The following is a 12829-nucleotide window of genomic DNA, read 5'->3' as shown; positions in this document are numbered from 1 at the left end:
TCTCGTTTTTCTGGCAACCCAGCATCTGCATGCTCAAACTACTCCTGATCAATTAAAGAAAATGGCTAACGCGGACGGGTTAAGGTTGATTGAAATCTTCAAAGACTTTCATCAAAATCCTGAATTGGCATTTGAGGAAGTGCGTACGGCTGGTATTGTTGCCAAGGAGCTAAAAGCACTTGGCTTCACTACAATAACAGGCATTGCGAAAACAGGTGTAGCCGGTATTTTAAAAAATGGTGACGGACCTATAGTAATGCGGAGGGCCGATATGGATTGCAATGCAGTAAAAGAAACAACAGGCTTGTCATACGCCAGTACAAAAACCGCAAAGAATACCGAAGGGATTGAGGTGCCTCTGGGGCACATGTGCGGCCACGATGCGCACACCACCTGGTTGCTTGGCATAGCCAAAATGATGGTGAATCTAAAGAAGGAATGGAAAGGGACACTTGTATTAATAGGTCAGCCTGCGGAAGAAACTGGCTTTGGCGCAATTGCTATGGCCGATGAGATGTACACCAAAGGTGTGCCCGTACCTAATTACTTGCTGGGTATGCATACAGGACCTGCCGCAGTTGGATTATACCTCAACATGCCTGGGGATCGTTTGGCGGGAGCCGATCAGATTGATATTACTTTTTATGGAATCAGCGGGCATGGATCTACCCCCGAACAAACCAAGGATCCAATTGTAATGGCAGCGAATGCAATCATTCAATATCAAACCTTGATCAGCCGTAATATGGACCCACAGCATCCTGCAGTTTTAACAGTGGGTGCTGTAAGTGCGGGCACTGATAATAATGTGATTCCAGCTAGTGCAACCCTAAAATTAAACTTGCGATGGTATTCAGAAAAGGACAGATCTATTATGGTGGATGGAATAAATCGTATTAATGAGGGTATTGCTGTAGCCAATGGATTGCCAAAGAATTTGTACCCCACATTTAAACAGAAGCAAAAATTGGGTCCGCTAAATAATGACAAGAAGCTGGTGGAGAAAATGAACATCGCTCTGGAAAAGATATTCGGCCCAGGCAAGAACTTGCCACTTCCACCGGTGATGGGTTCGGAAGATTTTCACGTATTGGTTAGAGATTATCCGAATGTGCCTTATGACTACATGCTTATTGGCGTTGCGCCTCCGGAGTTATTTGCCCAAGCACAAAAGGATGGAAAGCTATTCCCGTTCAGCAATCACAATGGTAATTTCATAGTAGATCTTTCCGCTATTCCTTTAGGAACAGCTGTTGGAACAGCAATGGTGTTGGAAGCGTTTAAGAAATGAATTATTTTTCCGATTAGCGTAGCCTCAACGTTAGGCCGTACAATACATTAGCAGCATCTGTAAATTAAAGAAGCAAAAACAATGAGTCAGCTCTCCAAGAATGCCAACAATATTTACGGTTTTTCCGTGTGGACCTTTCTGGTACCAGTTTTGGTCTGGGGTGTTTTTATTATTGGTGAGATTGTCCACTGGGTTCCGTTCTATATTCTCTCCTTTTTGGCGCTGATTGTTGGCGTATTAAATGCTGTTCATCATGCGGAGGTTGTTGCAAAAAAAGTTGGTGAACCTTATGGCGCCCTGATCTTGGCTTTAGCAGTCACCTTAATTGAAGTTTCCATTATAGTCTCACTGATGTTCGAAGCAGGAGCTGATTCATCAATGCTTGCGCGCGATACCGTTTTTGCAACGGTAATGATCATTCTGACAGGCATGGTAGGCCTTGTGATTTTAATTGGAGGAATTAAATTTAAGAACCAAACATTCTCGATAGATGGAGCAAAGGCTGCCATAACAGTGCTGGTTGCTATCTCGGTTTTAACGCTGATTTTACCAAACTTTACACTTGCCGTCACAGGACCCTTTTATAGCACAGAGCAATTAGCGTTTGTTGCATTCGTAACACTAATTCTTTATGGGAGCTTTTTGTTTGTTCAAACCATCAGGCACAAGGATGACTTTATTTCCGATGATGAGGCGATAGAATCAGAAGATTTATTTCCTTCAAAAAAGGAAACGATTACAAGTGCGTTATTGCTTGTGATCTTTTTGGTCGTTATTGTTTTGCTGGCTGAATCAATGGCACATCCGTTAGAATCATTTATTGAGGAGATTGGAGCGCCAAGAGAAATAGTTGGCATTCTTATCGCAAGCATCATCCTTTTACCGGAAGGAATTTCGGCTGTTAATGCGGCCAGAAAAAATCAACTACAGCAAGGCCTTAACCTGTCGCTTGGTTCTTCTTTAGCAACGATTGGACTTACTTTACCGACTGTTTCATTCATTTCAATTGCTACAGGGATTCCCATTTCACTAGGCTTGAGTTCTGAAATGATGGTACTTTTTTTACTTTCACTTTTTATTATTGTGCTTTCGCTTAGCACTGGTAAAACAACAATTTTGCAAGGCATCGTACTCCTGGTTATTTTCTCTGTTTATCTATTAGTGAACTTTGTTCCGTAAGTTCCTCGCAAGAGCACCACATTTAAAAAGGTATTATTAGATCAAACGAAAAAGATAACAGAGAATCTTCTGATGTGCATTTAAATTAATAGATCACTTAGCTTGGAAGTGGCCGATCGAAAAGGCCTTTGTGGACCTAAAGCAACTAAAAAAAGGGAGAAGCTTACGCTCCTCCCTTACTTCACACACGGGTAAGGTCTACCTCCCCTTCCCGTTGCCAAGGCATGCCACCAGTAATGGGCTCTGAAGATTTTCAACACTTGGTTGTTCCTGCTAAAAAGCAAGTATATGACTATTTTCTAGTTGGAGTTGCAAGTCCTAAAGATGTTACGAATGCAAGAAAGGAGGGTAAACAATTTCCATATTTTAATCATAACGGTGACTTTAAAGTTGATTTAGCTGCTATACCATACTACACATATTTAGGAGCAGGAGCATTATTAGAAATGTTTAGAAAATAAGTTGACTCCATAAAATTAATGATGGCAGACCTATAGGACGGACGAGAAGACTTCGAATGAAGTGAGGACAAGGCCACACAGCCACCAACAAAATGTTTCTGCAATGGTGCGGTGACGTGTAAGCTATAAGTTTTTATCTTCGTTCCACGTTTGGTTTCGTGGGACAGGACGCGGCTTCGGAAGCGCACCACTGCAGAAACACAAACGTTGTGGGTCATTCGCTTGGACAAATTAGACTATGCCGACATTAAATCCTGACGACTTACAAAAGAGGCTTGTGACCGAGTTAAGGAAAGTAAACGGGGACATTGAATTGCTTCCGGAAATCAACCACTCGAACGACTTTGCAAAACCCTTTATCGAACTTGACGGACATGGCTACAATTATGTATGCCGAGAGCGAGGAGAAGAAATATTTAGAAAAATGCCGTTTGACATTGACGAACTCCTTTACGAGGTATTCGACAATTTGACATTTGAGATGGCAACAAAGTGGGAGGTTCAGAATAGAAAAGAAAACGAGGACTTTCGACTTCAACTTTTTGCAAAGCAAGTAGACTTAATGACAACGATTAATGCCGACTTTGGACAACGAATTAACAATAAGCTTCAAAGAATTTTAAAATTTCAACCGTTGACAAGTTAACGGTGGACGCGAACGACCCACAACAATATATTTGCGCCAGGCGGGGTTGACGTGTGGTTCAAAGTTTTGTTATCTTTATTGCGTTTGGTGTCGTGGACAGGACGCAGTTCCAAATTCCCGCCCGATCGCAAATATTTACGTTATGGCCAATTTGCGGGACGAGTGTGCGTCCCCAATTTCGCTGACGACTAATTAGTAGACGACTGACATCTGCTCATTGACAATTTTAAAAGAAGCTAAACAAGGTAAACAGTTTAGATGCGTAGAGTATAGCTATGTACTATGTGCCGCATTAAACGCAGTTGGCTTGAAATCGCGAGTCCTTGCCTTAAAAACAAAAGACGTGGAAACGAGAAAATATGGAGCTGGGCACGTAGTTGTTGAAACATATTTAACTGGTTTAGACAAATGGATAATGGCAGACGGGCAATTTAACGTAATACCCACACTGGACAACTTGCCATTGAATGCCGTGGAGTTTCAAAAGGCAATTTCAAAGCGTGATAAACTTACATTGGTCGACAATAATGGTACACTAAAATCAAAGTCGTCTAAAAAGTATCTAGGTTTCATAAACGAATACTTGTATTATTTTGACATATCGTTCGACAACAGAATCGAACCGGTAAACGAAAGACTAAAAGTTAAAGAGAAGGCCAAATTAATGTTAGTTCCCATAGGAGCCAAGAATCCTGGACTGTTTGAAGTGTCGAGTAAAATTGACTATTGCTTATACTCAAATTCCTTGACTGACTTTTATAGAAAGCCGTAGAAAATACAGGCGCTAACACTGTATTTGCGTCAAGCGGGGTTGACGCGTAGTCCAACGTTTCGTATCTTTAATGCGTTCGTTGTCGGGGACAAGGCGTGGCTTCGGAAGCCCCGCTCGAACGCAAATACTCACGTTGTGTGGCATTTTCGGGACAACATAAACTATGGGACAAGACGACTGGTACAGAAATACAAATTGGGACAGGGAGACCAGTGGGTTATTTGAGACCAAACTCAAACGTTCGAGAGGAGCTTATCACAAAGCACAGTACTTAAGAATTCAAGCGAGTTACTTATTAGGCTCGACAGACAAGAAATTGCAAACCGTTGGACTTGAGTTAATGGAAAGATTAATAAAAGACTTTCCATCTGAGGACTTCTCAACCATATTCGGCAAAGAACAACTCGGAGACTACTTTTTTACAAATGGTGACTACGAAAGAGCAGAAAACTATTACCGACAAGTCGCGGACCATTATAAAATAAGTAACAGAGGTGGGACAAGTGGAGTTGCGGACATAAAGTTGGTTGAAACTATCTTAGAATCAGACCAGCGGGACAAATTTGACGCGGCTTACAAGTTATTAACGGTTGACTTTGAAAAAACCGGGGGCAGTCTCTCCCTGAATGACGAAAGATTTTTCTACGCAAGAGTAATTGCAGACCTATGTGACAAACTGGGGAAAACAGATGAAGCAAGGCAGTACGCGGACAAAGCGCTGGAAATAGCAAAAATAACTGACCCACAGTTTAACCGACACAAAACCGTTGGACTTGTAAGAACTGGTAAAGAGACGTTGGACAAGCTGACGAAAATAAAGAGTGGATGAAAACGCCACACAACAATGTATTTGCGTCAAGCGGGGTTGACGCGTAATCCAACGTTTTCGTATCTTTAATGCGTTCGGTGTCGGGGACAGGACGCGGCTTCGGAAGCCCCGCTCGAACGCAAATACTCACGTTGCATGCCATGTTTTGAACGACTAAATAAATAGATACTTTTGACAGAATTACATAATTAAACCATAAATAAATCTATATGAGACGTTGTTATCTTTTTTATTTGGTATTTTTTTTAGTGGGTCTCTTTCTTGCAAGCAATTTATTTGCTCAAAAGAAGCAGAAAAAGCCAACTCCAACCTATAAGGCCGTTGAAAACGCTACTCCAGAAACAGCCTTCCCTATTGCGAAAGTACTTTTTGGTAACACAATTTCTATTGCATCTTTTGATTTTTTCAACGGTGAGTTGATAAGTACATTCTACAATTACTCAGCGCTATTTGCACAAAAAAGAGCTTTGATAAGATTGAAAATAGATGAAAACAAAAATATGGATGTTTTCCTATTTGGAATAGAAAAGTACGACAACACGCTTGGAGCATGGCTTTCTGCGTCAGCTTCTATATTTGGTCCAGAAGAATTAGAAAGAATAAAGATTGCTGACCTTTTTAGAAACGCATTAGCTGATACGGCTAAGATTACAAAGGCTCAAAAGAACTTCTTTCAAGACTTGGATGTTAATTCTATTTTTTATTCAAAGGCGTCAGAACTAGCTGGTGAAAGATGGTTTGAAAATTATTTAAAAGATAATAATGTTTTACTGTCATCCGACCAATTTTCAGTAAGTGTTATAAAGGGTCAATAGGTTAAAATTAAGGGGATTTTTCTATGCTTTGAAAAACACCCCCCCTTAATAGCCACAAACATATCAAGCTGGATTTTATTAACCTCACGCTGGGGGGCCGATAATTTATTTCGCATGGATAACATGGATACAAAACAGATGTAGGAACCTAAATTGTTTGAAGCCATGCTGACCATGGTCATAAACTGTTCACATTCTTTCACTTGCTTATGGATAACAGTAAAAAGCAGGTGCGCTATCAGGGCAATCCACAATTGAGTTTTGATTCCTTCTGAGCTGTCCGAGTAAAAATAACTGAGCTCAAAATTTTGCTTGAGGCGTTTGAACAATACCTCCATGCCCCAACGGTTTTTGTAAAGTAAGGTGATGGTGATGGCTTGATAGAGGAACATATTGGATAAAAACTTCAGCACATGACCTGTCAGTGGGTCTTTGTAGGTGATCAGCCGCGCTTTAAAGCATTGGTTACGATCTGGGAGTCTGAGATGGATAATTTCATCCCTGATCACACCACCCCCTGCAAATTCTTCTATATCATAAACCTTGGGCTCTACCACATCATACACCGCGTTATCGTTGAGGCGTGTAACAAAATAGATCCCCTGTTGTGTCCATTGATCAAAAACCGAAAAGTTGACATAGCCTTTGTCAAAGACGTAAATCGTGCCCGGGGCGGGGGCGGGCTGTCCGAGGAAATTCTTATCGTTGCGACCCCCTTCCGTTATGGTGATTAAATCCGGCACAAAACCCGACAGGGGCATTTGCGCCTGCACTTTGAGGCCGCCTTTACGCTTGCCATTTAATGGGTTGCGCCCCACCCCTTTGAACACATCCACGAATAGCGTGATAGTGGTGGCATCAAAAAGTTTTACCTGGGCAGCGTCCACCTCTCCATTAATGGGCAGTGAAAAACAGCTGTCCGACAAATACCTCTTGTACTGCTTGTAAAGCAGCCCATAAAGTTCTCCGAATACCTCGCTGTTACGATTGATATTAGCATCACTAAGCGTACTGGGTGGGGGAAGTTTATCAATGCCGATGTAAAGGAGTTTGTTGTCCAGAAAAAGTAAACTCTTACACAAGCCCTGAAGGGAATGACAGCGCGTTATTACACCATATAAAATAAAGGCCAACTGCTTGCGTGTGGTCATGGTCTTATAATAATGATCGGATTTATGCATGGCCACGGACTGTTCGATCAAATGGTCAGGGATGAAAGAAAACAGTTGACACAGAATGGGCTGACCTGATAATTTGATATTTTTGTCCATGATGTTTTGGCTTGGTAACTTAAACATCATAAAAAAGGCGGTCAGTAGAAATACCTCCGCCTTTTCATTTTACTCGGATGACAGTAATAATGTTTCATGGAATGCAACATTTATCGACCTTAAGCGGAATAAAAGTAGTGATAACGGTCTGACATATGAGGAAAACTATGTAGCAAATGGCTATAATCTAATGACAGACCCTGATTTATCTGAGGTGAAATTTACAATAACAAAATACACTAATTCCGATCGACTCGTTAGTGCAAAAAAAGGCAGTAAACTCCCACTTACTGGCTACTGTAGAGAATTGAAATTTATTGAAGGCCGCTTTTATATCGTGTTGACGGATAATTTGGACGATAAGATTACCAAGGTGACAAAGACGAGCGAGACAACAAGTCTACTAGACTCATCTGAGAAGTTATTAAAGCTTAAAGAGTTGCTCGACAAGGGTATTATTACAAAAGAAGAATTTGAAAAGGAAAAAAAGAAAATTTTAAATTCAAATTAAAGGTAAACACGGCATGCAACAATGTATTTGCGTCAAGCGGGGTTGAAGCGTAATCCAACGTTTTCGTATCTTTATTCCGTTCGGTGTCGGGGACAGGACGCGGTTTCAAAAGCCCCGCTCGAACGCAAATACTCACGTTGGCAGTAATTAACCGGTCGGGGACAAATCGAAGGTTAAAAATGAGGATAGTGACTAAAAAACGAGCACTTATAATCAATGACTGGTGAAATGTTAATCAGAATTACTAACAGACTTTGCGACAATGCAAGAATTTGAGAACACTGAATTAAAATTGAAAGGCAAGATATACGGATACGGTCCTGTTCAAGCTGAAGGAACTGTAAAAGGCTTTCCATTCTATTTTAGATCGAGACACAACACATGGACGTTTTCAATATCTGAGAACCCGGACATAGATCCCGTTGACATTGAAATGGCTGAACATGGGAAAAAGTTTGGTTATTTTGCAGAGGGACAAATCGGAAAAGAGTGGGAAAATATTGCTAGTTATCTGGACGAGTCCAAGGTTAAAGATATAATACAAAAGTGCAGTAAAGAATACTTGAGTGTTAAATAGACGCATGGACAAGTAACTACTGCCAACAATATATTTGCGCCAGGCGGGGTTGACGTGTAGCTCAAAGTTTTGTTATCTTTATTGCGCTTCGTGTTGGGGACAGTACGCAGTTTTAAATTCCCGCCCGATCGCAAATATTAACGTTGTGTGCCATTTTTGACCGAGAACGTTTAACCAACCAAATACAATTATGAAAAAACTAGTGCTATTTCTTTTATTTCTAATCCCAACGATCCTGTGCGGACAAGAAAAAATCTACAATGCCAAGGAATTAAAAAAGGGACTCTATAAAACTTATGATGAATTTATTAACAACGCTCCTTCGATAACTAATGAATTTACTGTTAAGGAAAAAAGAACAACTCGAGGAGGCAGTCCATGGGACTTTGAGATTAAAGACGGGACAAAAGTTGGTAAGGTCTATGGTTTCTGTGACGGGACAAATGTCTACTTCAAAGGATTAAGAATGGGCGGTTATTGCAAGGCAGAGTATATTGGACCGTACTCTTTTTTCAACTACGAGACTCATGGAGTAGGACTAACAGCAATGGCAGTTCCTGGACACCTCGTAATTATTGATGATGGTGGAGAGTATAAGGACGGAACGGCAAACTATGTTTCAAAATTTCTTAGAAGCAAAGCTCCCGAACTTGCTGACGAATTTGACAAATTGGAAAAGAAAAAGGAAAAGAGACAAGAGTATTTGATAAAACTGAATGAGAAATTAAAAGCGAAATAGAAAAACGGCACACAACAAAATGTTTATTACATGCTGGGGCGAGCAGTTGATTCAAAGTTTTGTTTTCTAATTTCGTTTTGTGCCGGGGACAAGACGCAGCTTTTAAATCCCAGCACGCAATAAACACAGACGTTAGCACCAATTTTTGGGACATGATACAAAAGCATAAAATGACTGCGGACTTTGAAAAAGCATTTTATAGCCGTGACCTGCTTAAACATTGTTGGGACGGGCAACTAGAATATTTCACAACTTTAACAAAATCTGGTTGGACACACTTTTCCATTTTGGACTTCATCCGGTACATTCAGACGACAATCTACGCTACCATTTTATTTCCCGGCTCGAGTTTGGGAACACTGTTAATCAGTAAGCCAAAAGACGGTTATTTAAACTATCAGCAGACGCTAGCGATTTCCTTCGACAAGACGACTGAACTTTTCACTTTACAATATTCGGACTGGGACTTAATCGAGTCTGCGGACGACTCTTCAAACGCTATACTGTGGACAGTAAAATGCCCTGGCATTGAACTTGGACAAAAGTTTTTGGACTTTCTAAAGTGGAAAAAAAACTGGTGCTAACAAAAGCTTGTGGCAAGCGGGCGGGACTGTGCGTCATTGAAGTTTGTAGTTCTTTATTTATCTTTATCACGTGGGACAGGACGAAGGTTTTTATTTACCCGCCTGCCACAAGCCAAACGTTATAGGCAAGCAAAAAAAACGACACACATATGAATTGGAAAGAATCAAAAAACACTGAAAAAAACCTATATGACCTTCCTGGAGACTGGTTGAAGATAGAGTATTTTGAAGCATTAAATATATTATTCAGAATCGAGAATTCACTTAGAGTTTTTGTATTCATTATTCTCAAAAATGAGTTTCAAGACAAACGGAAGGACTTATCAATAACAAGTGATGACGCTGAAAATTCTACACTCGGAGCAATTGCAAAAAAAAGGTTATCACAAGATAAAAATTATGCTTATTTAGGATATGTAATTAATAGTCCATTGCTCCATCTGACAAGTGGAGAACTCATAAGAATAATAACCTCAGACGCATATTGGAAATTGTTTAAAAGTTATTTCCCAGGCTCTAGAGAAATAATGAAAAACAAATTGGATGAAATCGGCAATGTGAGAAATTCTTTAGCTCATTTTCGACCAATCAAGAAAGGGGACATTGATTTAGTTAAACAAAACTCAATTCATACTTTGACAGAAATCGAAAAAATGATGAGAGATTTTATTACTTGTCCAGACATAGTCCCGACTAACACGGAAGAAAATTGGTATAAAGAAATTATTACTTTAGGAATTGAAGAATGTAAAATATCATTCAAACAAAGCAAAAAGGAAGAATGGATAAAACTTATACTATCCTTCAACTCTCCAGTCTTTCAAAGAAAGAAAGATTATTTTGGCTATTCAATAAAAACAGCAAACCTAAAAACAGATGAAATATTAATTAGTTATCCTGAATTATCAAAACATACTATTTGTGTTACAGAAGTTACACCATCTTCCTACACTAAAACACCAGAATCAGTTACTTTAACAAAGCAAATAAGATTCACATTTAGTAGAAAATCATTGGAAAAAAACTACGGTATCATAAAAGCAGAGATTGAAAAAATCTTACTACATATATCCAAGGAAATTTCATTAATAAGCGAAGACAATCTTGCACGAGGAAGACTTATTGAAGTAGTAAACTGTCGTTTTAGAAATCAAGACAATAGTGAATATCTAGTGTTTGACGGGAAAGTTTTTGAGACGGAATTTGATGAAGGAAGTCCAGTAGAATTCTGGGGGACATTTAGCAGTTCATCAAGAAATTTTATTACAGACACAGAAAAGTATCCTTGGATGCCAGTTGACATTTCAGAAGATAAAGATGAATTACCATTCTAATAAATTGCCAGCCTATAACAGCACATTTGCAATAGGCGGGGTTTCGTACTCCGCAGACAGTTTTGTGGTTAAAGAAAGTTCATGTCTCCGCATAAACTTTTGTGGTGAAAAGCCCGCCCATCGCAAATCTGCAAAACGTTATGCACCAGGCGCGCGACCCCGTCACCTCAGACGGGACGTGGTAGACAACACAACGTTTGGTTTCTGCCGTATGAAGGGAAAATTCACATATTATAACACTATGTTTGAGACACGGGGTGCAGTGCGTTTTGAAAGTTTGTGGTTTTGCATTAAGTTCGTCATATGGGAAAGGGATTTATTTCAAATTCCGCCCGTCACAAATATGTGGTCGTTATATGTCATACTGAAGGCGAGTTACTTCAAATTCTGTGTGACATTAAAGATATCATCTCATCATTAAGTACAATTAAAAAATATAGACATGAATAGTAAAATATTAATTATTCTCTCTTTTTCGACTTTGCTATGTATAATTAGCTGTAAAGAAGTAACAAATGAGAAATCAAAAGATACAACTGACCAAACGGGCAGCTTTGATAAGGAAAAGGCCGCAATTTTAGAAACTTTACATGATGAAACCGAAGCCGCTTTTCAAAGAAATTATGACAAATGGAAAGAATATTGGGTTCATGACCCAAACATCACCAAGACATACATAAACTTTGTGGACAGCAGTTTTTCCGAATCTGTTGGCTGGGACAACATAAGCAATTTTGTCAAAACATTTATTGAAAAACATCCTAAACCTGAGCCCGTACCAAAATTGGTTGACGACATTGATGTTCGCTTATATAAAAACGGAGCTTGGGTAAGTTTTGAACAACAGGATTCACTACGTGGTTTAAAACGAGAAACAAGGCTCATGGAAAAAGTAAATGGACAATGGAAAATTGCGGGTATGCAGACTACTATTTATGGATTGAACAAAAATAAATAGGGTAAACCGTCACCGCAGACGGGGCACGGCACACGACACAACGTTTGGTTTCGCAGACTTGTATGCCGACAGGCATACGGTGACGCAAAATCAAAATAATATCAGGACGACAAATATTCCCCGCGGAGAGAGCGTTGTCGCTTTACCACTTCTCTACACCGCGTAAGGACGACACTAAACACGGCTACGTTTTTTTAACGATGGACTCGAACACGCCAAAAATAGGTAACGAACGACTTGAGACAAGCTGTAGAAGAGTTAATGGTTGCTCGCCCGAGTGCATAACAAAATGTTTGCGCAATGGTGGGGTGACGTGTAAGCTATAAGTGTTATCTTCGATCAATGTTTGCCCACGCGGACAGTGGCGGCTTCGGAAGCCCACCACTGCGCAAACACAAACTTTGTGGGCAAGCTGGCGTGACAACTTCGACAACTAATGACTGACGAACAAATAAACGAACTCGCAGACAACTTGGACTCTGGATTAAGGTGTTTTGTTCACAAGGATAAAAAGACAATTGTGACGACTCCCGACACAATAAACAATCCCGACAGCGACTCAGAATGGTGGGACGAGGCAAATGAAGAAATCGAAAACAATTTTGACAGTTATGTGGAAATTGAAAAAATGGACAGCCATGAATCATTTCGACTATTGGAAAAATTTATAGATACGATCGACAACGTACCGCTGCATGACAGACTTGAAGAGGCATTAAGACGCCCAAAACCATTTGCAAACTTTAAATTTGACATTGATAACTCTGGACTCTACCGACAGAAATGGTTTGACTTTAAAAAACAACAGATGATTGAATGGGTACGGGGACAGGTAATTGTAAATGACCTGTGACTGGCCAGC

14 protein-coding genes are annotated in these 12829 nt (G+C 40.0%); 13 read left to right on the top strand and 1 reads right to left on the bottom strand.

The window, feature by feature from the left end; all coding sequences use genetic code 11:
• Positions 1-61: 61 nt before the first annotated feature.
• The 7 genes from KA713_00815 (at position 62) to KA713_00785 (ending at position 5993) form a co-directional block, all read left to right on the top strand.
• Positions 62-1291 carry an amidohydrolase gene (locus KA713_00815; GenBank protein UXE68986.1) on the top strand — a complete coding sequence of 410 codons (1230 nt, stop codon included), beginning with the start codon at positions 62-64 and terminating at the stop codon, positions 1289-1291.
• Between the two features lie 81 nt (positions 1292-1372).
• Positions 1373-2470: an ionic transporter y4hA gene (locus KA713_00810; protein UXE67178.1), complete on the top strand. Its 1098-nt coding sequence runs from the start codon at positions 1373-1375 to the stop codon at positions 2468-2470.
• Between the two features lie 236 nt (positions 2471-2706).
• Positions 2707-2931 carry a hypothetical protein gene (locus KA713_00805; protein ID UXE67177.1) on the top strand — a complete coding sequence of 75 codons (225 nt, stop codon included), beginning with the start codon at positions 2707-2709 and terminating at the stop codon, positions 2929-2931.
• 238 nt (positions 2932-3169) lie between these two features.
• Positions 3170-3577, top strand: a complete 408-nt coding sequence (locus tag KA713_00800) for a hypothetical protein (protein ID UXE67176.1) — start codon at positions 3170-3172, stop codon at positions 3575-3577.
• Between the two features lie 343 nt (positions 3578-3920).
• Positions 3921-4349: a hypothetical protein gene (locus KA713_00795; protein UXE67175.1), complete on the top strand. Its 429-nt coding sequence runs from the start codon at positions 3921-3923 to the stop codon at positions 4347-4349.
• A 163-nt stretch (positions 4350-4512) separates the two neighbouring features.
• Positions 4513-5178, top strand: coding sequence for a hypothetical protein (locus KA713_00790; protein UXE67174.1), 666 nt, complete (start codon positions 4513-4515; stop codon positions 5176-5178).
• Positions 5179-5387: 209 nt separating this feature from the next.
• Positions 5388-5993, top strand: a complete 606-nt coding sequence (locus KA713_00785) for a hypothetical protein (protein UXE67173.1) — start codon at positions 5388-5390, stop codon at positions 5991-5993.
• Here KA713_00785 and KA713_00780 read toward each other — a convergent pair.
• Positions 5987-7264: an IS4 family transposase gene (locus tag KA713_00780; protein ID UXE67172.1), complete on the bottom strand. Its 1278-nt coding sequence runs from the start codon at positions 7262-7264 to the stop codon at positions 5987-5989. The genes KA713_00785 and KA713_00780 overlap by 7 nt on opposite strands.
• On the opposite strand from KA713_00780, the gene KA713_00775 reads away from it, so the two are divergent.
• The 6 genes from KA713_00775 (at position 7263) to KA713_00750 (ending at position 12820) form a co-directional block, all read left to right on the top strand.
• Positions 7263-7775 carry an SHOCT domain-containing protein gene (locus KA713_00775; protein UXE67171.1) on the top strand — a complete coding sequence of 171 codons (513 nt, stop codon included), beginning with the start codon at positions 7263-7265 and terminating at the stop codon, positions 7773-7775. The genes KA713_00780 and KA713_00775 overlap by 2 nt on opposite strands.
• 262 nt (positions 7776-8037) lie before the next feature.
• Positions 8038-8352, top strand: coding sequence for a hypothetical protein (locus KA713_00770; GenBank protein UXE67170.1), 315 nt, complete (start codon positions 8038-8040; stop codon positions 8350-8352).
• Positions 8353-8542: 190 nt separating this feature from the next.
• Positions 8543-9091: a hypothetical protein gene (locus KA713_00765; protein UXE67169.1), complete on the top strand. Its 549-nt coding sequence runs from the start codon at positions 8543-8545 to the stop codon at positions 9089-9091.
• A 733-nt stretch (positions 9092-9824) separates the two neighbouring features.
• Positions 9825-11009 carry a hypothetical protein gene (locus KA713_00760; protein ID UXE67168.1) on the top strand — a complete coding sequence of 395 codons (1185 nt, stop codon included), beginning with the start codon at positions 9825-9827 and terminating at the stop codon, positions 11007-11009.
• A 442-nt stretch (positions 11010-11451) separates the two neighbouring features.
• Complete coding sequence (locus KA713_00755) at positions 11452-11967, top strand: hypothetical protein (protein ID UXE67167.1); 516 nt, start codon at positions 11452-11454, stop codon at positions 11965-11967.
• 436 nt (positions 11968-12403) lie between these two features.
• A complete protein-coding gene (locus KA713_00750; protein UXE67166.1) occupies positions 12404-12820 on the top strand; it encodes a hypothetical protein in 417 nt (138 codons plus the stop codon).
• The last annotated feature ends 9 nt before the right edge of the window (positions 12821-12829 follow it).

This window comes from Chryseotalea sp. WA131a, from assembly GCA_025370075.1.
Lineage (GTDB): Bacteria > Bacteroidota > Bacteroidia > Cytophagales > Cyclobacteriaceae > ELB16-189.
Note: the sequence above shows the minus strand (reverse complement) of the source record. Positions and strands in the feature narration are given on the sequence as shown.